At 62.5% G+C, this 24500-nt stretch carries 20 protein-coding genes; 14 read left to right on the top strand and 6 right to left on the bottom strand.

Annotation, left to right across the window (positions count from 1 at the left end; all coding sequences use genetic code 11):
• The first annotated feature begins 132 nt into the window (after window positions 1-132).
• The gene (locus AC3I65_RS14065; RefSeq protein ID WP_107322349.1) at window positions 133-1086 is read left to right on the top strand and encodes a 2-hydroxyacid dehydrogenase; all 954 of its coding nucleotides are present in this window, start codon (window positions 133-135) and stop codon (window positions 1084-1086) included.
• On the opposite strand, the gene tssA is transcribed toward AC3I65_RS14065, so the two are convergent.
• The 5 genes from tssA to AC3I65_RS14090 are packed head-to-tail and all read right to left on the bottom strand — an operon-like array spanning window position 1083 to window position 8611.
• The gene (gene tssA, locus AC3I65_RS14070; RefSeq protein ID WP_160892242.1) at window positions 1083-2171 is read right to left on the bottom strand and encodes a type VI secretion system protein TssA; all 1089 of its coding nucleotides are present in this window, start codon (window positions 2169-2171) and stop codon (window positions 1083-1085) included. The two genes, AC3I65_RS14065 and tssA, sit on opposite strands and share 4 nt — an antisense overlap.
• Window positions 2168-5989, bottom strand: coding sequence for a type VI secretion system protein (locus AC3I65_RS14075; protein WP_454864677.1), 3822 nt, complete (start codon window positions 5987-5989; stop codon window positions 2168-2170). The genes tssA and AC3I65_RS14075 overlap by 4 nt, the downstream gene beginning before the upstream one ends.
• The gene (locus tag AC3I65_RS14080; RefSeq protein WP_107322346.1) at window positions 5986-6747 is read right to left on the bottom strand and encodes a DotU family type IV/VI secretion system protein; all 762 of its coding nucleotides are present in this window, start codon (window positions 6745-6747) and stop codon (window positions 5986-5988) included. Before AC3I65_RS14080 ends, AC3I65_RS14075 begins: the two co-directional genes overlap by 4 nt.
• An 18-nt stretch (window positions 6748-6765) precedes the next feature.
• The gene (gene tssK / locus AC3I65_RS14085; RefSeq protein WP_454864676.1) at window positions 6766-8097 is read right to left on the bottom strand and encodes a type VI secretion system baseplate subunit TssK; all 1332 of its coding nucleotides are present in this window, start codon (window positions 8095-8097) and stop codon (window positions 6766-6768) included.
• A gap of 52 nt (window positions 8098-8149) precedes the next feature.
• A complete protein-coding gene (locus AC3I65_RS14090) occupies window positions 8150-8611 on the bottom strand; it encodes a hypothetical protein (RefSeq protein ID WP_047225739.1) in 462 nt (153 codons plus the stop codon).
• Window positions 8612-8834: 223 nt separating this feature from the next.
• Here AC3I65_RS14090 and tssB point away from each other — a divergent pair, with 223 nt between their 5' ends.
• The 10 genes from tssB (at window position 8835) to AC3I65_RS14140 (ending at window position 20451) form a co-directional block, all read left to right on the top strand.
• Window positions 8835-9392, top strand: coding sequence for a type VI secretion system contractile sheath small subunit (tssB, locus tag AC3I65_RS14095; protein WP_047225738.1), 558 nt, complete (start codon window positions 8835-8837; stop codon window positions 9390-9392).
• A 30-nt stretch (window positions 9393-9422) separates the two neighbouring features.
• Complete coding sequence (gene tssC / locus AC3I65_RS14100; RefSeq protein WP_047225737.1) at window positions 9423-10904, top strand: type VI secretion system contractile sheath large subunit; 1482 nt, start codon at window positions 9423-9425, stop codon at window positions 10902-10904.
• Window positions 10905-11111: 207 nt separating this feature from the next.
• Window positions 11112-11609, top strand: a complete 498-nt coding sequence (locus AC3I65_RS14105; protein WP_047225736.1) for an Hcp family type VI secretion system effector — start codon at window positions 11112-11114, stop codon at window positions 11607-11609.
• A gap of 13 nt (window positions 11610-11622) precedes the next feature.
• Complete coding sequence (tssE, locus tag AC3I65_RS14110; protein ID WP_047225735.1) at window positions 11623-12066, top strand: type VI secretion system baseplate subunit TssE; 444 nt, start codon at window positions 11623-11625, stop codon at window positions 12064-12066.
• Window positions 12050-13840 carry a type VI secretion system baseplate subunit TssF gene (gene tssF / locus AC3I65_RS14115; protein ID WP_488523893.1) on the top strand — a complete coding sequence of 597 codons (1791 nt, stop codon included), beginning with the start codon at window positions 12050-12052 and terminating at the stop codon, window positions 13838-13840. Before tssE ends, tssF begins: the two co-directional genes overlap by 17 nt.
• Window positions 13804-14829, top strand: a complete 1026-nt coding sequence (tssG, locus tag AC3I65_RS14120) for a type VI secretion system baseplate subunit TssG (RefSeq protein WP_188250795.1) — start codon at window positions 13804-13806, stop codon at window positions 14827-14829. Before tssF ends, tssG begins: the two co-directional genes overlap by 37 nt.
• Window position 14830: 1 nt before the next feature.
• The gene (gene tssH / locus AC3I65_RS14125) at window positions 14831-17374 is read left to right on the top strand and encodes a type VI secretion system ATPase TssH (protein WP_454864674.1); all 2544 of its coding nucleotides are present in this window, start codon (window positions 14831-14833) and stop codon (window positions 17372-17374) included.
• A gap of 55 nt (window positions 17375-17429) precedes the next feature.
• Window positions 17430-17873 carry a hypothetical protein gene (locus tag AC3I65_RS14130; RefSeq protein ID WP_047225731.1) on the top strand — a complete coding sequence of 148 codons (444 nt, stop codon included), beginning with the start codon at window positions 17430-17432 and terminating at the stop codon, window positions 17871-17873.
• Window positions 17874-17891: 18 nt separating this feature from the next.
• Window positions 17892-19901 carry a type VI secretion system tip protein TssI/VgrG gene (tssI, locus tag AC3I65_RS14135; protein ID WP_488523894.1) on the top strand — a complete coding sequence of 670 codons (2010 nt, stop codon included), beginning with the start codon at window positions 17892-17894 and terminating at the stop codon, window positions 19899-19901.
• A gap of 13 nt (window positions 19902-19914) precedes the next feature.
• Entirely contained in the window at window positions 19915-20451 is a 537-nt protein-coding gene (locus AC3I65_RS14140; RefSeq protein ID WP_488523895.1) for a toxin-antitoxin system YwqK family antitoxin, read from the top strand.
• Window positions 20452-20601: 150 nt separating this feature from the next.
• Here AC3I65_RS14140 and AC3I65_RS14145 read toward each other — a convergent pair whose 3' ends face one another.
• Window positions 20602-20997, bottom strand: coding sequence for a DUF4280 domain-containing protein (locus AC3I65_RS14145; RefSeq protein WP_047225728.1), 396 nt, complete (start codon window positions 20995-20997; stop codon window positions 20602-20604).
• 180 nt (window positions 20998-21177) lie between these two features.
• On the opposite strand from AC3I65_RS14145, the gene AC3I65_RS14150 reads away from it, so the two are divergent.
• From AC3I65_RS14150 to AC3I65_RS14160, 3 genes are all read left to right on the top strand, one after another.
• Complete coding sequence (locus tag AC3I65_RS14150) at window positions 21178-22245, top strand: phosphotransferase family protein (RefSeq protein WP_488523896.1); 1068 nt, start codon at window positions 21178-21180, stop codon at window positions 22243-22245.
• Window positions 22246-22269: 24 nt separating this feature from the next.
• The gene (locus AC3I65_RS14155) at window positions 22270-23037 is read left to right on the top strand and encodes an SDR family oxidoreductase (RefSeq protein ID WP_047225726.1); all 768 of its coding nucleotides are present in this window, start codon (window positions 22270-22272) and stop codon (window positions 23035-23037) included.
• 216 nt (window positions 23038-23253) lie between these two features.
• The gene (locus AC3I65_RS14160) at window positions 23254-24366 is read left to right on the top strand and encodes a Gfo/Idh/MocA family protein (protein ID WP_188250792.1); all 1113 of its coding nucleotides are present in this window, start codon (window positions 23254-23256) and stop codon (window positions 24364-24366) included.
• The last annotated feature ends 134 nt before the right edge of the window (window positions 24367-24500 follow it).

Consider the following 24500-nt stretch of genomic DNA (forward strand, 5'->3'; position numbering starts at 1 on the left):
AACCCTGTGGGAGCGAGCCTGCTCGCGATAGCGATGGAACAGCCAGCCATGGTATTTCCTGAGACACCGCTATCGCGAGCAGGCTCGCTCCCACAGGTTTTTCGTCAGTCCTATTGCCCACAGGAGCACAGCATGACCGCAACCGTTCTTGTACTGGTTGAAACCGTCAACGAATACCTGCCGATTCTTGAGCGTCAGGGCTATCACTTGGAGTTGGCGCCAACGCCTGCCGAGCGCAAGACGGCGATTCACGAACATGGAGAACGGTTCAGCGCGGTACTGACCCGCGGTCCCCTGGGTTTGACGGCCGAGGAAATTGCCGCCCTGCCCAACCTGAAAATCATCTGCGTGATCGGCGCCGGCTACGAGCAGGTGGACCTGCAGGCCGCCCATCAGCGCGGCATCGTCGTGACCAATGGCGCCGGGGTCAACGCGTCGTCGGTTGCCGACCATGCCATGGCGCTGTTGCTGGCGCTGGTGCGCGACATCCCCCATTGCGATGCCGCCCTGCGACGGGGCGAATGGCCGAGGAGCGCGCGCCCTTCCCTGGCCGGTAAGCGGCTGGGCGTGTTGGGCCTTGGCGCGGTGGGCATGGCGATCGCCAAACGGGCCGCCCTGGGCTTTGACATGAGTGTCAGCTATCACAATCGCCGGGTACGCAACGACGTGCCCTACACCTTCTGTGCCACGCCCACGGAACTGGCGCGGGTCTCGGACTTCCTGATCGTCGCCACACCAGGCGGCCTGGATACCCGGCAGTTGATAAACAAGCAGAGCCTGGATGCGCTCGGTCCAAAAGGATTTCTGGTGAACGTCGCCAGGGCCAGCGTGGTTGCCACCGCCGACCTGATCAGCGCCCTGGAACAACGGCGAATTGCCGGAGCGGCCCTGGATGTGTTCGATCACGAGCCCGAGGTGCCGCAGGCGCTGAAGAACCTGCCCAACGTCGTCCTCACACCCCACGTGGCAGGCCTGTCGCCGGAAGCCACCCGCGCTATGGTGGAGTTGGTGGGCCAGAACCTGACCGCGTTTTTTTCCGGCAAACCGGTACTGACGCCGGTGCGCTTGCCCGACGAGGAGCGTTAGAGAACGCCCAATAGCGTCCACACGCGCCGGGATTCGGCATCGGCACTGATCAGTTCGCCCAGCAGCTCGTTCAACGGTTTGTTGCCCCACTCCACGCCGCGCCGGATCAAATAGGGCACCGGACTGTGGGGTTCGGTGCGAGCCAGGTAGCCGGCGATGACCAGCAACTGGCGATAGGCTTCCTCGCGGCTGGCCGGCTCCTGAAAAGCCAGGGTTGCCGCGGCGCCCACCTGCGCTGGGGCGGTTTGCGGCGTCACCGGCGGTGGTGCTTGCGCCGGCACGACGGTGGGTTGCTGTGGGTTCATCGCAATGAACTCCTCTATCAATGTCAGCAAGGCCTGTATCACGTCCTGCAGGGAGGAATAGCCTGGGGCCTGATCGCCCAGGTAGGCATCACTCCAGGCTTCGAGCCGTTGCAGGTGCTGCAGGCTCAGCATCAGGCTGCCCTGGCGATGCAACCAGAACGACAATGGCGTGGTGCGAATCAGTTCGCTGAGTTTTTTCTGGTCGTTGCGCGCCGCTTCCGCCGAGGCCTTGGCGTTTTTACTGTCGTTGACCAACACCTGCTGGCGCTGCAAGCGTTGCCAGTCGGCCAGGCAGAAACCGTCGAAATCAGGGTCCCGGCCATCGAACAAGGGCACCCGTGTCAGTAACACTTCGCTGTAGCGACGGGCCAGCCACTCCAGCGGAATGACCCGCCACGACGGGTCACCGTCATCGGCCCGGGGATACAGCTGCTCGGGGTAGCGCTCACACAGACCCGCCACCAACGCCAGGCTGCCCGGCAGTCCTTCCAGCCCGGTCAGGTGTAACCAGGCCTCCCCCAGCCAGGCGCTGATCATCAAATCCTTGCTGCGCTCGAGCAGCAACGCAGTGGCGAGTCTTTCCAGTTCCGGCCATTGGGCGCGCTTGATCGACGATTGCCACACACCCGTGGGCAGGCTGGTGTCGTCCTCCCGGCGCAACTCGCGCAACTGGTCGAACTCCGGCTCGTAGCGCAGATCCTGGCCACAGGGCGATTCGGCGCTGATCGGCTCAAGCAACCGGGGGATGAGTTCGGGCAAAGGGGATATCGGCAAGCTCACAAGCCCTCCTCGCGGGTTGCGATGGCGGTGTTCGATGAGGTCGCCATGAAAGGTGAACGGGGGGCCTGGGTCGGCAGCGGAGCAATCGACAGCGGCAGCTTCGAACCCTGGCTCATCAACGACAAACGCAGGAACATCTGGGTCTGTTGCGCCGTGGTCGCCTGGGTCTGGGCCGTCACGGGCAGTTGCAGGGTCAGCGGGAAGTCGGTGTAGTCGGCATTCGGCTGGCGCTGGCTCGACACCAGTGAGCGCATCAGACGCAGCAACGCCCACGGCCCCTGGTACTCCCAGCCGGCTTCCAGATCGCGCACCACCAGGTCGGGTTGCAAGGGGTCGTTGGCCGGACGCTGGTAACCGTTACGGGCCCAGCGCAGGGTCAAACTCACCGGCTGGCCGACCATCCAGCGCAGGTTCTGCCCGGTTTCACCTGGGTAACTGATTTGTTGGTTGCCGGCGTTCAGCCCCCAGGCGATCACCTGATCCGCGCCGCGTTCCTGCTCGCGATCGGTTCGCCAGCGCACGTCCATTTCCACGCCGAGCAAGCCACTCTTGTCCCGCACGAACAGCGGCCCGAGCCAGGCACCGGCCTGTTTCAAACGGTTGAGAAAATCCTCCGCCGCCAATCGCTCCGGCGTCCGGCTCAACGCCAGTCCGGCCTGTGCCTGAGGCAGCCGCGTGTCGATCAGCTCCAGCAGGCGCTGGACCCGCGCCGGGTCGGCATCGCTGGCCCGCACATCCTGGGAAAACGGAAAGCGCCCGGCCAGGTACTGATTGAAATAATTGGCCAGGTCATTCCAGGCGGTCGCCGCCTGGTTCTGTTGCAGATACAGGCAGCGCTGCAAGGCACTCTGTTGCAGCGTAACGGTGCGCACGGCCAGGTCGCCACGTCCGCCGGGCAGGCTGGACGTTTGCAGAATCTGCGCGCAGGACGTGGTGTCCATTTCGATGAAATCGCGACTTACCAATTGCTCCAGTTGGGCAGCCGCACTGGCCGGGTTCTGGTTTTTGTATTTGAGCAGTTCGTCGTTGAGCGCCATGAACCGGGCGACCTGATCGTGCTCCAGGGCCGACAGGTTGTCCTGCTGGACAATCAGCCATTCCAGCGCGGGCATGCGTTGCTCGGCGATCTGTAGCATGGCGCCGAACTGCTGGTTGAGGTTCAGCTTCAAGTCCTGAGGATCAGTGGCGCCGTACAACTGCAAGCCGAAGTTCTTCGAGCCGTCCCAGCGTTGGACATCGGCACGTTGAGTGAACAGTGGCTGGGCGTCGATTTCGTTCAGGCCGCTCTGGATCTGCGCCAACGCGCGGCGGTTGAGCAGGCGCTGAAAACGAATCGCCAGATCGCTGCGCTTCACATCCATGAAAGCTTTTTGCAGGGCAACGGCCTGGGAGGTCTGCACATTGAAACTCATGCCCGGTAGCGGTTGCTCGCTGTCATCCAGACTCAGCCACATGGCCCGCGCCGCCGCGCTTTCAGCAGCCTCCATCAGCGCCCCACGATAATCCGGCGGGATGCGCGGCAGTTCTTCATTGGCGTAGCTCTGGTAGCTGGCGAAGTAGTTCAAGGCAACGCTGAAATCGTCGCTGTCACCCCGGCCCATCGAGTCGGCGTTACTGTCCGACGGCGCCTTCTGCATGGCCAATGCCACGAAGTCACGCTTGAACAGCGCTTGTACCGCGCCGTCCAGCGCCGTGACATGCTCCTGCAACACCAGCAAACCGCTGCCCTGCTGGACCAACAGATTGTCCCTGGAACCGGTCTGGACGATCCACTGGTCGCGAAAGCTCTGCTGCAATTTTGCCGCCTGGCTCTGCAGATCCTGCTCAAGATCCGGCCCCAGCAGCGTGCTGTGGCCCACCTTGTCCATCAACTGGGTGTAACCGGGCACCAGGTCCTGCCCCTTACCGCGGCCCCAGGCCGAGTTGGTCAGGCTGACGAGCCTTTGCAGGTCATCGACCAACGCCATCAGCTCTTCGAGTTCGCTCAAGGAGTTGCCGCCGCCGGCCTCAAGCCGTTGTAGATGCAGCTTCAGGTAACCGGCCTGACGCACGAAGTTGTCCGCCAGAAAGTAATGATCCAGCCAGCGCTGCATCAGGCCCATGAAGTTATCGGCAATCACCGGGCGCGCGGCGTTCAGGTCCAGGCCTTTCAAATCGCTATTCTGGGCATCGAACAGCACCCGATTGTAAAAACGCGCCCGGCTCAAGGTCCCGGTGTTGAGGTTCAACGACAGGGCGCTGTTGCTCAGTTGCACCAGCTCGTCCAACGGTGCCTTGGGGTTGTTCACCGCCTGGCTGAACATCTGGTTGTGCTGTTCCAGGCGCACCGCACGCTCAACCAGGTCCTTGGCTTTCACGTAACTTTGCCATTGCGCCGGATCTTCGCTTTCCACGTTGCCGCGCCGCTCGGTATTGCGGATGCCCTTGAGTTGTTCGAGGTCCGAGACCAGCAGGTCACGCAGCGGCAATATCCAATGATGGCGGGCGGTCATGCGCAAGCCGTTGTCCAGTTGAACGTCCACGGCGGAGAACCAGGAAGTCGGAAACACCACCGAGACGAAACGCCAGCGCGGGGCTTTTTCCAGCACGTTCCAGTAGTTCTGCACGTTGTGCCGAGTCGGCTCCAGTTGCGGCTTGTCGGGGTCGACCACGACATGGTTTTTGTGCGCGCTGAGGACCAACCGCGACAAGCCCTCGGCTTGCTCGACCGAATCGTGCCAGACCCAGACCATGCTCCCCAGCCAGACCACGCCGACCACCAGCGCCACCCCACCGCCCAGCCGATGCCAACGCTGGCGCAAGCGCAGCAGGCGTGGCACCGGCTGGGCCAGGCCCCGCTCGGCCACCAGCCGGCGCGACCACAATTGTCGAGCGAACACCGTCTGGCGCAAAACGCTGTCGCTGGCGGTCAACCCATCGCCGGTGACGGCCGGCGCCTGGCTGGCGGTGAAATACACGCCACGAAAGCGCGGTGCCTCGCCTTGCGCGTTGCCCTGGAAAACCGGTTCCAGCAGCAGCTGCATGGCGCGCCGCAACCCTTCGAAACGCTCCGGCAACCCATACAGATCGCTGCTCAACTGCCCCGACAGCGCGCCGATTTCGATGATCGACTGGGACAATGCGGCGTTGACCTGATCCAGCGCCTGATCGCTCCATTGCGATTGCCACGCCGCCTCGGGCGAATATGGCGACGACCAGCCCAGCGTCGATTCCCGCGCCTGGGCGGGCAAGGCGCTGACCAGTTCCTGGAACCCCGGCAGTTCTTCCATCCCGGTGATCACCACGTACACCGGCAAGCTCAGACCGAACCGTTGCAAGAGGTCGATGAAACAGCGCCGGACCTTGAGACTCAGCTCGGTCGTCTGCTCGATGTCATCGAGCTTGCCGAACGGCACAGTCCAGATCACCGCATCCAGCGGCCGTCTGCTGCGCAGGCGCAGAATCAATCCCAACAGGCGCCACCAGTTGCCCCGCTGCATGTTCATGCCCTCATCGGGCAAAAACAGCGCCTGGGGCACCACCAGCACCGCGCCTTCGGCATCCGACCACCAGCGGCCGAACCACGCCGCCTTGTCTGTCGGCTGCAAACGCCACTGGGCGCACAACTGCGCGCCATCGGCCTCGTTGCCCAGCATCAACAACCAGGGCATCTGATAGCGGTCCCGAGTGCCTTGCTCCTGCTCCATGTGGCGCACCGCGCCATAGAAGCTGCGAATGGCCGCGCCGCCCTGGGTGCGCAGCCACCAGATCGCGGCCGCAATCAGCAGCACCGCGACAATGGCGAGCAACACCAGGGCGACGATGCTCAAGAGGCTCATGAGTCCTGCTCCTGAACCACCGACTCGTTCAGTTGCAGCACCGGTTCAAGCTCTGATTGGATGTCACGCCAGAACACCTGCCCCAACCCGGTCAGCAGCAACACCATCGCCAGGATCACCAGGCCCAGGCGCAAACCGTCCGGCAACGACTGTTGAACGGGGACACGTATAGGTGTGGCCGCCGCAGACATCGCCAGGCGCTGGCTGACATCGACATAATCGGGCTCGTGCTGCCAGGCGAACGTGAACAGCGCCACCCGCCATTTTTCGTGCTGGACCTGACCGGGCTCGCCCCGCAATCGGCCCTGAAAACCGAGAATCAGACACTGCAGGTACACGTTGGCCAGGTCCCGGGTGCCGGGCATCTGCTCATCGAGCAGTTTCTTGATGGCAGCCGGCAACCGTTCGCCAGCCTGACGGCTGGAGTACATGCGCGATTCGAGGGGATGCTGCTGCCAGGCCAGTTGTCCCGGCCATGGGGTGAACAGCAAGGTCTCGTCCACCAGCGCCACGAAGGCGTAGACCAATGCCTTGACCTGCTCGGTGGCCGCATCGCCCACGGTGGCAAAGGCAACCCGCCACAACCGCTGGGCGCTTCGACCGGAAAACTCCACCACCCGGCTGACCAATACCGCGGGGTCGCTGTCCTTGGGCAAGTCCTGCCAGTCCTGGGACCACTTCAGCCAAGCCTGACGAAACGCACTGCTCAGCGGTGCCTCATGCAGACTCCGAACCGCCCCGCCACTTCCGTCAGGCATACGACTCCCCTTTTACGATCAGGCGCTTTCACCGGCTTGCGCCACAAACAACACCACTTGCCACGGACTGCTGGCCTGATGCGAGGCCGGCGCTACGATGTGCAACGGCAATTGCCCATCGAACCATTGCCCGCTGGCGGCCACCACGAACAACCGGGTGTCGTCACCCACGCTGTAGGCCACCTGTTCGTTGCGGCTCATGGCCTGATGGGGCAGACCGCTCATGCGTTGGCGACTCAACAACGGGATGTGCGGCGCCGACGCGATGATCGCCCCGCGCAACCACTCGGCCGCGGCTTGCTCACTGGCGCCGTTGGGCATACGCAGGCCGATCACCAGGCGCTGGTTCGGCTGGTCGTCGGGCAACTGGATCGAGAACACCTGATCATCGCGCTCGAAGGCCAGGCTGCGATAACCGGCGCGGACCAGCTCCAGGGTATTTTCCAGCCAGTCCAGCAGCGGTTCATAGCCGTGTTGCAACTCAAGAAAATCCAATGGCGCAAAGGCCGGGACACCGGCCAGCGGATCGAGCGCCGACCAGCTACCGGCCAGCCCCAACAGCAGACCATGCAAGGCCAGGGGCGTCGCCACCCGAGTGTTCAGCGCGCCTTCGACTTCCGGCAAACGCGCCCACAACGCAGTCAATTGACGGCGAATCTCCATGGCATCGTCCTGGTTACCGGCCGCCTGGGCCTGACGCAGGCGCCCGGCCAGGAACAGGCATTTTTCCCGGGCCCTGGCACACAACCCGGCCACTCGCCGACCAAGAATCGATTCCGGCAGCAGGATCGGCGTCGGCGGTGTGTAGGCCACCCGCAGGAAGCCGCCGCCCTCCTTGCGGATGCGCAACAGCGGCAGGCAGATCGAGTCGGCCTTGCTCAGTTGTGTGCACAGCCGAGGGTTCGGCCGCCACACCGTGATGGACTCGGGAAACTCACCGCTGGTGAGGTCCGGCAAGGCGTCACCCACTACCGATTGCAGCCGACCCTTGAGCGGCAGCAATTGCCCGGCGCGCCAGAGCGGACTGATGGCCAGGTACACGGTCACCGTCGCGTCGTCGGTCTTGTTCACCGCTTCGGTGATGTCCAGCTCCAGGGTCGGCCCGACCCCGGCCTGCACGTTGACCGGCAACCCGTCCGGCAAGGTGCCCTGCAGCTGCAACAGCCGGACCTGGCCGGCGCTGAGGGCCGAAGGGTCGACCTCCAACTGGCTGACACCCCAGAACCAGGGGTTGCAGGCGCCGGCAAAATGCGCGGCCAGGGCTTCGGCGCGCAGGCCTTGCAATTGGAAGTGCTGGGGCAGCAACTGCATGCCCTCGTGCCAGCAAACCGCGTCAGGTAACAGACTCATACGACTCCCTTCTACATCCCAATGACGCCGCCCCTGGGCGGCCCGCGGTCACTCAAGGCTGACTGGCAAGCTGGCCATCGTTCACCAGGGTCATCTCACGACTTTCGAACTTCAGCCAAGCCTGGCGCTGATCGTCCAGCCGAAGCCGGTGGGCTCCGGGAGTGTTATAGCTGGCGAAGACCAAAAGTCCAGCGGCGCGCCTGCCCTCCAGAGGGAAGGGTTGGCGGTCGATGAATTGCCCCGGCACCAGCTCCAGCCCCCACACCGACATGAGTTGACGATAGTCGCGCTGGAACTGTTCGCGCTCGGCAAACCACTGGCGTGCGCTGATTCCCGAAAGCTGCTTGAGCAGATCCGGGTCGTTCACGGCGACAAAATCCACTGCGATGGGTGTGTCGTCATTGGCTCGGGGCGCGACGTCCAGGGTCAGGCTGTCGAGGTCGACACTGGGAGCAAACAGCGAACAACCGGTGAGCGCGACGCTCAAAAAAAATCCGGAAAAAAGAACACGCAAAATGAATCTTCCTTTTCTCAGCGGTCAAAAATTGTTTTTGCTTGCATTTTTATAGACCTGTTCTAGCGTCTTGGGTAGTTCGACCCACACAGTCGAATGCACCAGGTTCGTCAAGGGAATGACAGGTCTACTGCCCTCCATTTGCAACCTGCGGATCAGCAAGGGAATGCGATGAGCGGGCCCCCCGATGCATTGCTCCCTACATGCATCGGAGTCGGCCGCCATGGCAGAAAGTACCCAGCACAAGCTCGACAGAGTTCGTCCTCCCCGCGTCCAGATCACCTATGACGTGGAAATCGGCAATGCCATCGAAAAGAAAGAATTGCCACTGGTGGTCGGCATTCTGGCCGACCTCTCGGGCAAACCACTGGACCCGCTGCCCAAGCTCAACGAGCGGCGCTTCACCGAAATCGATCGCGACAATTTCAACGAGGTACTGGCCTCCATCTCCCCTCGCGCCACGCTCCAGGTGAATAACACCCTCAGCGGTGACGACAGCAAGCTCAACATCGAACTCAACTTCCGCCACATCGACGACTTCGACCCGGTCAAGGTTGTGGAGCAGGTCACGCCCCTGCGCCGGCTGTTCGAAGCCCGCCAGCGGCTGCGGGACCTGCTGACCAAGCTTGATGGCAACGACGACCTGGACAAGCTGCTGCGCGACGTGATCGCCAACACCGAAGGCCTGCAAGAGATCAAGTCAGCCCGCCCTCAGGATGCGCAAGACCTGCCGACCGAAGCCGCCAACGATGACCCAGCCCCGGCCGAACCACAGGCCTGATCGCGCTCATTACTCAAGGGAGATAAAGCCATGCCTGCTTCATCCAGCGCTCAAACCAGCGAGAGCACGACCCAGACCCTGTCCCTGCTGGACAAGATCATCGCCGAAGGCCGCATGGCCCACGACGACAGCCAGCAGGACTACGCCCGCGACATGCTGGCCGAATTCGCCACCCAGGTCCTCGACGAAGGCATGGCCATCGACAAGGACACCGTGGCCATGATCAACGACCGCATCAGCCAGATCGATCAGTTGATCAGCGCCCAGCTCAACGAAGTGCTGCACCACCCCGAACTGCAAAAACTCGAAGCCTCCTGGCGCGGCCTGCATCTGCTGGTGCAAAACACTGAAACCAGCACGCGGCTTAAACTGCGCTTGCTCAACGTGACCCAGAAAGAACTGCAGAACGATCTGGAAAAAGCCGTCGAGTTCGACCAGAGCGCGCTGTTCAAGAAGATCTACGAGGAAGAATACGGCACCTTCGGCGGGCATCCGTTCAGCCTGCTGGTGGGCGACTACACGTTTGGACGCCACCCCCAGGACATCGGCCTGCTGGAAAAACTGTCGAACGTCGCCGCCGCCGCGCACGCGCCGTTCATTGCCGCCGCCAGCCCCCGGTTGTTCGACATGACCAGCTTCACCGAGCTGGCCGTGCCCCGTGACCTGTCGAAGATTTTCGAAAGCCAGGAGCTGATCAAGTGGCGCTCGTTCCGCGAAAGCGAAGATTCGCGCTACGTGTCCCTGGTGCTGCCGCACTTTCTGCTGCGCCTGCCCTACGGCCCGGACACACTGCCGGTGGAAGGCATCAACTACGTCGAGGACGTCAACGGCACCGACCACAGTAAATACCTGTGGGGCAACGCCGCCTGGGCGCTGTCGCAACGCATCACCGAAGCCTTCGCCAAATATGGCTGGTGCGCAGCGATTCGCGGGGCCGAAGGCGGTGGCGCGGTAGCAGGCCTGCCGGCCCATACCTTCCGCACCAGCTCCGGGGACCTGTCACTCAAATGCCCGACCGAAGTGGCGATCACCGACCGGCGCGAAAAAGAACTCAACGACCTGGGCTTCATTTCCCTGTGCCACAAGAAAAACAGTGACGTGGCAGTGTTCTTCGGCGGCCAGACCACCAACAAGGCCAAGCTCTACAACACCAACGAGGCCAACGCCAACGCGCGAATCTCGGCGATGTTGCCGTATGTGCTCGCTGCCTCGCGTTTCGCCCATTACCTGAAGGTCATCATGCGCGACAAGGTCGGCAGCTTCATGACCCGCGACAACGTGCAGACCTACCTCAATAACTGGATCGCCGATTACGTGCTGATCAACGACAACGCGCCGCAAGAGATCAAGGCGCAGTACCCGTTGCGCGAAGCGCGGGTGGACGTCACGGAAGTGGCGGGCAAGCCAGGGGCCTACAAGGCCACGGTGTTCCTGCGGCCGCACTTCCAGTTGGAGGAGCTGACTGCTTCGATCCGCCTGGTGGCGACCCTGCCGCCGCCGGTAGCGGCCTGACGGCCGAAACCTCTGGCGAGGAGCTTGTGGCGAGGGGATTTATCCCCGCTGGGCTGCGCAGCAGCCCCCTAAGCGGTTCACTTAGGGTGGTCAGATTTAGGGCCGCTTCGCGCTCCAGCGGGGATAAATCCCCTCGCCACAGGTTCGGCGTTCGTTTTTAACGGTATTGGGCACCCCCAATCTCGTCTTATTCAGGAGTTCCACACAATGGATGCGATCATTCTCGACCTCGGCGGCGACATCAAGGGCGACAGCCTGCTTGAGGGTTTCACGGACAAAATCGAAGTCATGTCCTACAGCCACAACGTGGCGATGCAAGTCACCAATGACGTCAGCAACTCGGAACGTACGTCCGGCAGGCCCCACATCGGCGAATTCACCCTGACCAAATTCGTCGACAGTTCTACCCCCACCCTCAACGAATATTGCTGCGCCGGTAAACCGATCCCCGAAGCCATCATCACCATCGGTCGCAACGCCGCCGAAGGCAGCGGCCAGATCATGCCGTTCATCGTCTACACCCTGACCAACGTCGTGCTGTCCAACGTCAGCGTCAGTGGCGGTACGGGCGGCAAACCGGTGGAAACCCTGTCGCTGAACTTCACCAAGATCAAATGGGAACTCACCGCGCAGAAAGACGACGGCACCAAGGAAGGCACGGCGGGCACAACGTGGGACCTGGCGGCCAACAAGATGACCAAGTAAGGAAGCCGCGCCCATGGCTGGTTTCGGGCTTCGCCCTCCTCTGTTCGAACGCCTGGCCAGCCCGGCGCAAGACCCTGAGCGGGCGTTCGACCGGCAGGCGCTGCAGGACTCGGTTCATGCCGAACTGCTGCGCCTGTTCAACACCCGACGCGGCCCGAAGGCGCTGACCGAACCGCCGAGCATCCTGGATTACGGCATCGCTGACTGGACGGCGCTACAACAGCAGCGCAGCGATGACCGTCGCCAACTGACCCGCGAGATCCGTCAAGCCATCAACCACTTCGAACCACGCCTGCGATTGGGCGAGGTCCAGGTCAACCCTGTGCCGGGTCATCCCCAGCAACTGAACATACGGCTATTGGGCGAGTTGCGCGGCGACCAGCACTCATGGCCCGTGGCATTTGTCATCGAGCCCGCCGGCGACGGCCTTGAGGTACGACATGAGCGACTCGATTGACCCGCAACTGCTGGATTATTACCAGCGTGAACTGACCTGGCTGCGGCATGCCGGAAGCCTGTTCGCCGAACGTTACCCTAAGGTCGCCAGGCGTCTGGAGCTGTCTCCCGGCGAATGCCCGGACCCGCATGTCGAGCGACTGCTGGAGGGCTTCGCACTGCTGGCCGCCCGCTTGCAGCGAAGACTGGACGACGACTACGCCGAGTTCAGCGATGCCTTGCTCGAACAGCTTTACCCTCTGGCCCTACGTCCTCTGCCGTCCTGCGCCATCGTGCAGTTCGAGCCCGACCCGAGCAAAGGCAACCTCAATGAAGGCTACCCCCTGCCCCGGGACACGCCCTTGTTCGTCACCACCGACAAGGGGCAGAGCATTCATTTTCGCACCACGGCCGCCGTGCGCCTGTGGCCGGTCGAAGTCAGTGAAGCGTTGCTGCTGGGCAGCGATGAGGCTCAGGCGCTGACGGGGGTGGTGCAGGCGCGTTCCGCCTTGCGCCTGAACCTGCGTTGCCTGGGGGAAAGCCAATGGTCGACGCTGGGGATCGATTCTCTGCGGGTACACCTGGCAGCCTCACCAATGATCAACGCCTGGCTGTATGACCTGCTCGGCGCCCATGCCGTGAAGGTCCTGGCCGGCCCACCGGGCAGCGTACCGGAACCCCTGACCGGCCTGCCTGAGATCGTCGGTTTCGCCAGTGACCAAGCCTTGCTGCCGGACGAAGACGGGGTGCATCCCGGCATGCGTCTGCTGGCGGAGTACTTTGCCTTCCCCGACAAATTCGGCTTTTTCGACCTGCCACTGGCCGGGGCGACCAGCGACAGCCAGGCCTTGTACCTGTACATCGTGTTCGACCGCGCGCCCGTCAGCCGCCTGCCGCTCCAGGCCAGCGACATCGCCCTGGGCTGCGCGCCAGTGATCAACCTGTTCCCCAGGACGTCCGAACCGCTGCGCCCGGACGGCACCCGCAGCGAATACCGCCTGGTGGCTGACAGTCATCGAGAAAACAGCGTCGAGATCCACAGCATCCGCGGCATGCGCGCGACGTCGAGCCAGGGGGTGCGCAAAGTACCGGCCTATTATGGCAGCCAGCACGGCAACGACCAGGCCTGTTACTGGCATGCGCGGCGAGTCAGCGGCATGAGCCCCAATCGCCTGGGCACCGATTTGATGGTCAGCCTGGTGGACACTCAGTTCGACCCGCTGGCTGACACGCGGGACTACAGCCTCACCGCCGAGTTGCTGTGCACCAACCGCCATCTGGCCCAGAGCCTGCCGTCCGGCACCGCGCTGGGTTTTGAGCGTCCCGGGCCGGTGGCCTGGGCTCGCCTGCGCAACCCGCCCAGCCCGCAGAGCCTGCCACGCCTGGATGGCGAATCGCGCTGGAGACTGGTGTCGCAATTGACCCTCAACCACCTGTCGCTGGTGGAAGGTCCCCAGGCTCTCGACGCGCTGCGGGAAATTCTCGAATTGCACAATCTGCGGGACGAGGCCAGCGCCCGGCGACAGATCGCCGGGGTGCTGGAACTGGCTTGTGACCGGGTCATCGCCCATGTCGGCGAAGACGCCTGGCGCGGGTGGCGCAACGGGTTGCAAGTAAGCCTGCAACTGGACCCGCAACACTTCGTCGGCAGCAGTGCCGTGCTGTTCTCCGGGGTGCTGGCGCAGTTCTTTTCCCTCTATGCCACCGCCAATCGTTTCGTGCGCACCGTACTCGTTCAGTCGGACAGGGAGGTGAAAACATGGCAACCCCAAGCCGGCAAACCCCTGACGCTCTGAACCTGAGCGAACGTTTGCGGCGCGACCCGCATCGTTTCGAATGGCTTCAGGCATTGCTGGTGCTGGAGCGCGAACAGCCCCAGGCCGAAACCCTGGGCAGCGGCACCGCGCCCCACGCCGAAGCCCTGCGCCTGCGGGGACCGCTGACACCGCTGTTCGCCGCCAGTGAAGTCGAAAGCCTGAAGCAAGAGCCCGGCACGGCCCCCATCCTGACCACGCCGATCTTTGGCCTCGGCGGCCCCGACGGCCCCTTGCCCTACGCCTATCAGGAATGGCTGCAACAACGGGCACGGGCGCGCGATCATGCGCCGGCGGAGTTTCTCGACCTGTTCCAGCATCGTCTGCTCAGCCTGCTCTACAAAGTGATGCGCAAACACCGCATCGCCCTGGGTTTTACCGCACCGGCGGCGTCTGCCGTGCAGGCGCAATTGCGTGCATTGACCGGCCTGCTGCCCAAGGCGTTGCAAGAACGCCAGGCCGCACCCGATGCGGGCGTGCTGGCGTGTACCGCACTGTACGCCGATGGCCGGCGCTCCCTGGCCGGGTTTGCGGCCATCGTGCGCGAACAGTTCGGGCTGCCGGTGGAACTGACCGCCTACAAAGGTGGCTGGCGCGAAATCCCTCCCGCCAGCCGCAGCCGCTTGCAGCCCGGCGGGCGCAACTTGCGCTTGGGCCACAGCGCGGTCGCCGGCACTCGGGTCTGGGACGAACATGCCGGCGTGCGCCTGACCCTCGGCCCGCTGACCGCGGTTCAGGCCAGTGCATTGCTGCCCACCGGCGAGACCCATCCGTTACTCGCCAGCCTTTACGCCTTGTACTTCGGTCCCGATCTGGATTGCAGTCTGGTGCTGCTGATCCGTGGCGCCGGGCCACTGCAACTGGTTCGCCAGGCGCCGCCGCGATTGAGCTGGAACGGTGGCCTGCAACGCCAGCCGAACCTTGCCGTACAACGGATCGAAACTCGCCTTCGTCAGCCGGAGATCGCCTGAAATGGAACTGGCCAGCCTGATCGGACGCCTCAACCCGGACAACCGTCGCGCCCTGGAACGCGCCGCGCAACGCTGCCTGCAACGCAGCCATCACTATGTGGAAATCGAGCACCTGCTGCTGGAACTGCTGGACATCGAAGGCGGTGACTTTGCCTGTCTGTTGCCGCGCTTTGGCCTGGAGCGCGACGCGGTGGCGGCAGAAATCAACAAGGCCCTGGAGCTGTTCAAATCCGGCAGTACCCGCACGCCGGCCCTGTCGACGCAAACCATCGGCCTGCTGGAAGACGCCGTGGTGCAGGCCAGCGTGCTGGGCCTGGACAGCATTCGTTCCGGCTTGTTGTTGCTGGCACTGCTGGACCGTGATGAGCGTCGCAGCCTGTTGCTCAACAGTGCCTCGTCGCTGCTGCGCATTCCCCGGGAGGCCTTGCGCGCCCATCTGTTGGAATGGACCGAAAGCTCGCGGGAACATGTCGGCGGCGTACGCCCGGTAAAACCCGGTGAGGCACCACCGAAACAGGACCCGGTGCTCGACCAATATACCCAGGACCTGACCGCCGACGCTCGGGACGGACGCATCGATCCCATCGTCGGACGCGACGGTGAGATTCGTCAGTGCATCGATATCCTGCTCAGACGTCGGCAGAACAACCCGATCCTGGTGGGCGCGCCGGGCGTCGGCAAAACCGCCGTGGTGGAAGGGCTGGCCCTGCGCATTGCCGCAGGCGACGTGCCACCGTCGTTGCAGGAGGTCACGTTGCGCGTGCTGGATCTGGGCCTGTTGCAGGCCGGCGCGGGCGTCAAGGGCGAGTTCGAACAGCGTCTCAAAGGCGTGATTGACGCTGTACGCAGCGCTGAAAAACCGATCATTCTGTTTATCGACGAAGCCCATACCCTGATCGGTGCCGGCGGCGCTGAAGGTGGCAGCGACGCGGCCAACCTGCTCAAACCGGCCCTGGCCCGGGGTGAACTGCGCACCCTGGCCGCCACCACCTGGCTGGAATACAAAAAATACTTCGAGAAAGACCCGGCCCTCGCCCGTCGCTTCCAACTGGTGCAGGTCGAAGAACCGGACGAACTCACCGCCGTGGAAATGCTCCGTGGCGTAGCGACCAAACTGGAACAACATCACGGCGTACACGTGCTGGATGCGGCCATTCAGGAGGCGGTGAAACTGTCCCACCGCTACATTTCCGGGCGACAGTTGCCGGACAAAGCCATCAGCGTGCTCGACACCGCCTGCGCACGGGTCGCCCTCGGCCAACACGATGTGCCACCGCCCCTGGAAAGCCTGCGCCATCGCCAGAACAGCCTCAAGGACGAAGTCGAACGCTTGCGCCGTGAGCAGGCCACCGGGCTGGATCACCGCGAGCGCATCACCCTGCTGGAAACCGAGTCGAGCGGCAACGTGCAAGCCATCCGCGAGCTGGAGACCCGCTGGGGCGAAGAGCGTGAAGCGGTGCGCGAACTGCTCGACACCCGCCGCGAACTGCTGGCCTTGAGCGAGCGCGCCGACGGTGAAAAGCCCGACACCGAGATCGATAACCGCATCGACCACCTGGCTGCCGAACTGCTGCGTCTGGAGGCCGGCCTGGATGCCATTCGCCAGGACGATCCGCTGGTACCCGAACAGGTGGACAGCAAGACCGTCGCCGCCGTGATCGCCGGCTGGACCGGCATCCCGGTAGGCAAGATGCTCGCCGACGAAGCCCACGCCGTGCGCACCCTCGGTCAGCGCATGGGCCTGCGGGTGATGGGCCAGGACACCGCGTTGAACACCATCGCCCAGCGCCTGCAAGCCTACCGCGCCGGCCTGACCGATCCACAGAAACCGGTCGGCGTATTCCTGCTGGTGGGCCCCACCGGCGTGGGCAAGACCGAAACCGCCTACGCCCTGGCCGATGCCCTTTATGGCGGCGAACGTAACCTGATCAGCATCAACCTTTCGGAATACCAGGAAGCCCACACCGTCAGCCAGCTCAAGGGCGCCCCGCCCGGCTATATCGGCTACGGCAGCGGCGGTGTGCTCACCGAAGCGGTGCGGCGCAAACCCTACTCGGTGGTGTTGCTGGATGAAATCGAAAAGGCCCACCCGGATGTGCTCGAGGCCTTCTACAACGTCTTCGACAAAGGCCTGATGGAAGACGGCACCGGCCTGGTGGTGGACTTCAAGAACACGGTGATGCTCGCCACCAGCAACGTCGGCGCCGAACTGCTACTGGACACGCCAGCCGCGCAACTGGGCAGCGACGCGTTCAACGAAGCCTTGCATAAAGTCTTGCTGCAAGCGTTTCGCCCCGCATTCCTGGCGCGCATGACGGTGGTGGCGTATCGGCCGCTGGATGAGGCGACGCTGGAAGCCATTGTCCTGGCCAAGCTGGAGAAACTGCGTGGGCGGTATAAGGCCGCGACCGGCAAGCAGTTCGAGTTCGACGCAGGGATCGTCAAGGCCGTGTTGGCCAAGTGCAGCGCGGCAGGAGCAAGGGATGTGGAGAATGTGTTGATGACCCAGGTGACGGGGAAGTTGGCGGAGTGGGTGTTGGAGTGACAAACCGTCGTGGTTCATCGCCTGTTAAGACTTTCTGAGTTGGACCGGAGCCCTTATGAAGTTCTATCACTACACCACCCAGTCAGCGGCCAAATCCATCACTGATAATCAAATCGGCACCCCCGCCGTCCGGGAGTGGAAATGCACGATGAATCAACCTCAAAAGTGGGCCTGGTTCAAAAAGCAGCATGAAGAAGGTTTCTATTTAACGACCATACCACCGTCTGAAATACGAGAGAAAAAAGAGAAACTCGGCATTAGCAAACTGTCAGAAGTCTATGTTTTGTATTTCAACCTCGCATGGATAAAACCAAAACAGATGAAGAAAGTGGATGATTACGTAAATAGCGGATTCATCAAGATTAAAAAAGTTGGCGAGCCTGACAAAATTTGCGCTCAACGCATTGGGGTCAATACCAATCAACTGGACAATGTTCCTTTCCCGGTTGAGTCGTGTTTATGGGCAGGCCCGGTCGAAGGATTTCCTGACGATATTTAAAGGCGCTGAGGACAATCAATGCCCCGCTCCACCGACAGCAACACCACCCTCTCCCTCACCGCGGCCACGCTGTCGGCGCTGTATCCGGAATCGCTGTCCGGCGAAGAGAGCCTCAATGCGTTGGGCTCGCACATCCTCAACGGCATCAACGACGGCCCTTCGCTGCCCCTCACCAGCGCTGTCGCCAGCCATGTCACCATGACGCTGCACAAGGACGCCTTGTTGCGCCCGCTGGATTTTCTGGTCGCGGAGATCCGCCAGCTCCCCGCCGACGCCACCGCCGAACGCTATCAACTTTTATTGCGCCCGTGGCTTTGGTGGCTGACCCTGGCGAGCAACAATCGGGTGTTTCAGAACCTCGCCACCTCGGACATCGTCACCACGATTTTCAAGGCCCATGGTTTCACCGATTTCCAGCTCAAACTCACCGGCAGCTACACACCACGCGAATACTGTGTGCAATACGGCGAAACCGATCTGGCCTTTGTTTCGCGCTTGATGGAAGAAGACGGGATTTTCTGGTTTTTCAGCCACGAACAAGGCACGCACACGCTGGTGCTGGCTGACAACAATGATGCGTTCTTGCCGATCCCCAATGGCCCGACGGTGAATTATCTCGGGCAGAAAATAGGTGATCGGGAACTGCATGGCATCCGCTCAGGCCAGGTGTGCCTGCAAGCGGTGGCCGGGGTCTACCAGGCAACCGACTACCAATTCACCACGCCAACGACTTCGCTCTACAGCCAGGCCGAAGCCGTCGCCGGGCCGAGTTCGATATACGAGCATCCGGGCGGCTATGACGCCAAGGGCCAGGGCGATGCGTTGACCAAACAACGGGTGGATGGCCTGCGCAGTCAGGAGAAGCGGTTTGTCGGCGAAAGCGACTGCCGTTGGCTGGTGCCGGGGTATTGGTTCACCCTCGCCGGCCATGAAGACTCGACGCTGAATATCGATTGGGTGGTGACCTCGGTCAGCCACGAAGCCAGCCACGATAGCTACCGAAACCGCTTCGAGGCGATTCCCAAGGCCACGACTTATCGACCGCCCCGCACCACGCAAAAACCACGCATGCACACCCAGACGGCACTGGTGGTGGGCAAGGCCGGTGAAGAAATCTGGACCGACGAATACGGGCGGATCAAGTTGCAGTTCCCTTGGGACCGCACCGGCAAGAACGACGAGAGTTCATCCTGCTGGGTTCGTGTGGTTTTGCCCTGGAGCGGCAAGGGGTTTGGCATGCAGTTCGTGCCGCGCATCGGCCAGGAGGTCATCGTCACCTTCATCGACGGCGACCCCGACCGGCCGCTGGTGACCGGTTGTGTCTACAACGGCGACAACGCCCTGCCCTACGCGCTGCCGGCCAACCAGACCCAGTCCGGGATCAAGACCAACTCGTCCAAGGGCGGCGGCGGTTTCAACGAATTGCGCTTCGAGGACAAGAAGGACGCCGAGGAGGTTTTTCTCCAGGCCCAGAAAGACTTCAACATCAACGTGCTCAACGACACCACCGCCACGGTCGGTCACGATGAAACCCTCACGGTGCAGAACGCGCGCACCCGCACGGTCAAGGAAGGCGACGAAACCGTCACCCTGGAAAAGGGCAAACGCAGCGTGACCATCCAGACCGGCAGCGACAGCCTCGATGTGAAGGACACTCGCACCGTGACCGTGGGTTCGGACCAGAACCACAGCACCGGGGGCAACTACGCGCACAAGGTCACCGGTAACTATGAACTGACGGTGGACGGCAACCTGACCATCAAGGTCAGTGGCACCCTGACCCTGCAAAGCGGCGGCAGTTTCGCGATCAAGAGCGGTGCCGACCTGGCGGCCCAGGCCAGCACGTCCATCAGCCAAAAGGCTGGAACCGCCCTGAGCAACCAGGCCGGTACGTCATTGGAAAACAAGGCCGGCACCACCCTGACCAACGACGCCGGCATCAGCCTGGTGAACAAGGCCGCCGCCGAACAGACCGTGGACGGCGGCGGCATGCTGACCATCAAGGGCGGCCTGGTGAAGATCAACTGACGGGAGCGCGCCGATGACCTCGAAAAAACTCGACGTGGAGCGTGGCGACAGTCACCTGAGCGGGCAACTGGTCGACGGCCACCTCGACGGCCCGCTGCAGATTGAGGAGGCCCAGCGCCCGCAAGCGAAACTCAACTATCAGCACGGTGAGCTGCAAGGCACCAGCACGCTGTATCACCCCAACGGTAAAGTCTCGGCGGTGTTGCCCTTCGTCAAAGGCAAACTGCAGGGCGTGGCAAGCTTCTACGCCGCCGAAGGCGGGCTGCAGCGCCAGGCCACTTATCGGCGGGGGTTGCTGCACGGTGAAGCGAACAACTATTTCCCCGATGGGCAACTGGCCGAGTCCGAGTTCTATCGTGACGGTGTGCGTGACGGTCGTTATCGACGCATGCACCCCAATGGCAACCCCGCCGTCGACGCCCGCTACCTCAACGGCCAACTGCTGGAACCGGCACACGCTTATGCCGAAGACGGCCGACCACTGGACGCCGAGGGCAAGCCGATTTCCAGGGTGCGCTGGTGGTTCAGGCGCTGGAGTGATCCGGCATAAGCATAATTATTATCTTTCCCCTTACCCTTGTGGGAGCGAGCCTGCTCGCGATGACGGTGGCACAGCCAACATCTCCACCAACTGAACCGCCGCTATCGCGAGCAGGCTCGCTCCCACAGGAAATCATCCCTACCTGTAGGTCCGCACCAATCAGGGAATGAGCATCTGCACCTGCCCCGGCACGACGATCTTGATCACCCCGGCCCAGGTACACATCAAGGTGCTGTTGGCATCGATGGCCGGCATGTTGCCCAGCAGCAAGGTCGGTGGGCCGCCGGGGATCCAGGGCGTTGCGGTGGCAGGAATGCACGGCATGGGTGTCAGCACGCCCAATGCCGCGGCAGTCGCAGCGGCGACGGTCGGGTTAGCCAGGCTTTGACACATGCCGAAGGTGGTGATGTTCACCAGAGGAATGTGATCCATGATATTCGCCGCCGGCATCCCGCCGGTCAGCAACCGATTGACCGGCAGCACATTGAGCACCGCCGGGGCGGCGCCGAAACTGCATTGCAAGGTTGCGGTGCCACAGACTTGCGGGCATCCCATCGCGATGGCTCCCTGAAAAGCGACAGACGCTGAAACCATAGCTCATCCACCCGGCATCAGGCCCGCTGATTATCCTGCAACACGCTAACCTATAAGACCCTGGCGTGCTTGTGACGCCTCTCACCTGCCATTAGATTAGCCAATGATCGATGGCCTCCAAAATAAGCAGAAGGGATAAGCATGGCGTTTACTGATCAGTCCACCCGTGTCCGCGACGGTGAAGAACTCGATGCCAGTCTGATCGACCCGTACCTCAAGGCCCACATTCCAGGCCTGACCGGTACGCCGCAGATCAGCCAGTTTCCCGGTGGCGCTTCGAACCTGACTTACCTGCTGGAATACCCTGAACAGGAATTCGTCCTGCGGCGCCCGCCGTTCGGCCATAAAGCCAAGTCCGCCCACGACATGCGCCGTGAGTTCCGCATCCTCAATCAGTTGCGCGAAGGTTTCCCCTATTGCCCGAAAGCCTACGTGCACTGCACCGACGAGTCGGTGATGGGCGCCGAGTTCTACGTGATGGAGCGGGTCAAGGGCATCATCCTGCGCTCCGACCTGCCGCCGGAACTGGGTTTTGACGCTGCCCGTACCGAAGCCCTGTGCAAGAGCTTCATCGACCGCCTCGTCGAACTGCATCAGGTTGACTACAAGGCCTGCGGCCTGGCCGACCTGGGCAAGCCCGAAGGCTACGTGGCCCGGCAGATCCGTGGCTGGAGCGACCGTTACGAAAAAGCCCTGACCCCGGACGCGCCGAAATGGGAGGCGGTCAAGGCTTGGCTCAACGAGAAGATGCCTGCCGACCACCCCACCTCCAGCATCGTGCACAACGACTACCGCTTCGACAACGTGATCCTCGACCCAGAGAACCCGATGCAGATCATCGGCGTGCTGGATTGGGAACTGACCACCATTGGCGACCCGCTGATGGACCTGGGCAACAGCCTCGCCTACTGGATCGAAGCCGGCGACCCGGCCCCGGTACAACTGATGCGCCGCCAGCCCAGTCATGCACCGGGCATGCTGACCCGTCGCGAGTTCGTCGATTACTACGCCGAACGCTCCGGGATCCGCATCGACAATTTCGACTTCTATTACACCTACGGCCTGTTCCGTCTGGCCGGCATCGTCCAACAGATCTACTACCGCTTCTTCCATGGCCAGACCCAGGACAAACGCTTCGCGCAGTTCGTTCAGATGAACAAACTGCTGGAGCAGATGAGCCTGCAGGTCATCAGCAAATCCACGCTCTGAGCGCATCTATAACAAGGAAACAGCATGTCCAAGACTCAGTTGTTCGACCTCGACGGTAAAATCGCTTTCGTTTCCGGCGCCAGCCGCGGCATCGGCGAGGCCATCGCCAAACTGCTGGCCCAGCAAGGCGCCCATGTGATCGTCTCGAGCCGCAAACTCGAGGGTTGCCAGCACGTGGCCGATGCCATCATCGCCGCTGGCGGCAAAGCGACCGCCATCGCCTGCCACATCGGTGAAATGGAACAGATCAGCCAGGTATTTGCCGGTATCCGGGAGCAGTTCGGGCGCCTGGACATCCTGGTGAACAACGCCGCCACCAACCCGCAGTTCTGCAACGTGCTGGACACTGACCTGGGGGCATTCCAGAAAACCGTCGACGTGAACATTCGCGGCTATTTCTTCATGTCGGTCGAAGCCGGCAAGCTGATGCGCGAAAACGGTGGCGGCAGCATCATCAACGTGGCGTCGATCAATGGCATCTCGCCGGGGATCTTCCAGGGCATCTACTCGGTGACCAAGGCCGCGGTCATCAACATGACCAAGGTGTTCGCCAAGGAATGCGCGCAATTCGGCATCCGCTGCAATGCCTTGCTGCCGGGCCTGACCGACACCAAGTTCGCCTCGGCACTGGTCAAGAACGACGCGATTCTGAAAACCGCCCTGGCGCAGATCCCGCTCAAGCGCGTGGCCGATCCAAGCGAGATGGCCGGCGCGGTGCTGTACCTGGCCAGTGATGCGTCCAGCTATACCACGGGTGTGGCGTTGAATGTGGATGGGGGTTTCCTCTCCTGATGATGCTTCCCCTGTGGGAGCGAGCCTGCTCGCGATGACGTTGGATCAGCCAGCATTGATGTCACTGTTCCACCGCTATCGCGAGCAGGCTCGCTCCCACAGGGGGTTGGTGCAGTGAGCGCCAACAAGAGAATATTTATTCCAACATTTGCAATGTGCGAATATTTATTCCATAAAGAGCCCTTCTGAAAATAAAAATTCAAAGGGCTCTTTCTCATGCGCGAACTCGGCATCGGTCTGATTGGCACTGGCTTCATGGGCCGTGCCCATGCCTTGGCGTTTCACAATGCCAAAGCGGTGTTCGACCTCCCCCTGAACCTGAAACTGGCGGCGCTGGCCGATGCCGATCCCCAGCGTGCCCGGCAGTGCGCCCAGAGCTGGGGGTTCGAGACGGCCCACAGCGACTGGCAACAACTGATCGACGACCCGAAGGTCGGCCTGATCGCCATCACCACGCCCAACCATTTGCACTTCCCGATGGCCATGGCTGCGCTGGCAGCGGGCAAGCCGGTTTATTGTGAAAAGCCCCTGGCCGTGTCCCTGGAACAGGCCGACCAGATGCAACGGGCAGCCAAGGCGGCCGGCGTGGTCACGCGGGTCGGCTACAACTACCAGCACAATCCAGTCATTCAACGGGCGCGTGACATGATCCGGCGCGGGGAACTGGGGCAGATCATCAGTTTCCAGGGCGAGTTCAGCGAAGACTTCATGGCCGATCCGACCTCACCATGGTCATGGCGCTGCGAAGCCGCCCACGCTGGCGGCGCATTGGCGGACCTGGGCAGTCACTTGCTGGCCATGGCCCGTCATTTATTGGGCGATGTCGAGGCCGTGTGTGCCGACAGCCAGACCGTACACAGCCAACGCCCCGCCAGTGCCGGCAACACTGAGCAGCGCACCATCGCCGTGGATGACCAAGTCCACGCCCTGCTGCGCTTCACCAGCGGCGCCCGAGGCACGGTCAGCAGCAGTTGGCTCAAGCACGGCTACAAAAACCACTTGAGCTTCGAGATCAGCGGTACGCTCGGCACCCTGGTGTTCGATCAGGAACGGCTGAATGAACTGCGCCTGTGCCGCGTCGGCCAAGGGGGCTTCCAATGTCTGCTGGCCGGCCCGGATCTGCCGGGCTATGCCGCGTTCAGCCCAGCGGCCGGGCATCAGTTGGGGTACAACGAATTGAAGACCCTGGAAGTCCAGGAACTGATCATGGCCCTCGCCGGCCAAGGCGGCGACGGGACCGATTTTGCAGAAGCCTGGGAAGTGGAGCGGCTGGCGGCGGCGATTCGCCTGGCGGCGAGGGAACAGCGCTGGGTGACCGTGACTGGCTGACACACTGCCGATTTGTGCCGCCCTTTGTGGCGAGGGGATTTATCCCCGCTGGGTCGCGCAGCGGCCCCAAAAAATCTGCCTGATACACCGAGGCGTCAGCTTTAGGGGCGCTTCGCACCCCAGCGGGGATAAAT

It is taken from the genome of Pseudomonas sp. N-1-13 (assembly GCF_057787095.1).

Bases quoted from the DNA above. Each gene is read 5' to 3' on its own strand.
- AC3I65_RS14065 (WP_107322349.1), top strand. From the start codon at position 133: ATGACCGCAACCGTTCTTGTACTGGTTGAAACCGTCAACGAATACCTG.
- AC3I65_RS14075 (WP_454864677.1), bottom strand. From the start codon at position 5,989: ATGAGCCTCTTGAGCATCGTCGCCCTGGTGTTGCTCGCCATTGTCGCG.
- AC3I65_RS14080 (WP_107322346.1), bottom strand. From the start codon at position 6,747: ATGCCTGACGGAAGTGGCGGGGCGGTTCGGAGTCTGCATGAGGCACCG.
- tssK (WP_454864676.1), bottom strand. From the start codon at position 8,097: ATGAGTCTGTTACCTGACGCGGTTTGCTGGCACGAGGGCATGCAGTTG.
- tssB (WP_047225738.1), top strand. From the start codon at position 8,835: ATGGCAGAAAGTACCCAGCACAAGCTCGACAGAGTTCGTCCTCCCCGC.
- tssC (WP_047225737.1), top strand. From the start codon at position 9,423: ATGCCTGCTTCATCCAGCGCTCAAACCAGCGAGAGCACGACCCAGACC.
- AC3I65_RS14105 (WP_047225736.1), top strand. From the start codon at position 11,112: ATGGATGCGATCATTCTCGACCTCGGCGGCGACATCAAGGGCGACAGC.
- tssE (WP_047225735.1), top strand. From the start codon at position 11,623: ATGGCTGGTTTCGGGCTTCGCCCTCCTCTGTTCGAACGCCTGGCCAGC.
- tssF (WP_488523893.1), top strand. From the start codon at position 12,050: ATGAGCGACTCGATTGACCCGCAACTGCTGGATTATTACCAGCGTGAA.
- tssG (WP_188250795.1), top strand. From the start codon at position 13,804: ATGGCAACCCCAAGCCGGCAAACCCCTGACGCTCTGAACCTGAGCGAA.
- tssH (WP_454864674.1), top strand. From the start codon at position 14,831: ATGGAACTGGCCAGCCTGATCGGACGCCTCAACCCGGACAACCGTCGC.
- AC3I65_RS14130 (WP_047225731.1), top strand. From the start codon at position 17,430: ATGAAGTTCTATCACTACACCACCCAGTCAGCGGCCAAATCCATCACT.
- tssI (WP_488523894.1), top strand. From the start codon at position 17,892: ATGCCCCGCTCCACCGACAGCAACACCACCCTCTCCCTCACCGCGGCC.
- AC3I65_RS14140 (WP_488523895.1), top strand. From the start codon at position 19,915: ATGACCTCGAAAAAACTCGACGTGGAGCGTGGCGACAGTCACCTGAGC.
- AC3I65_RS14145 (WP_047225728.1), bottom strand. From the start codon at position 20,997: ATGGGATGCCCGCAAGTCTGTGGCACCGCAACCTTGCAATGCAGTTTC.
- AC3I65_RS14150 (WP_488523896.1), top strand. From the start codon at position 21,178: ATGGCGTTTACTGATCAGTCCACCCGTGTCCGCGACGGTGAAGAACTC.
- AC3I65_RS14155 (WP_047225726.1), top strand. From the start codon at position 22,270: ATGTCCAAGACTCAGTTGTTCGACCTCGACGGTAAAATCGCTTTCGTT.
- AC3I65_RS14160 (WP_188250792.1), top strand. From the start codon at position 23,254: ATGCGCGAACTCGGCATCGGTCTGATTGGCACTGGCTTCATGGGCCGT.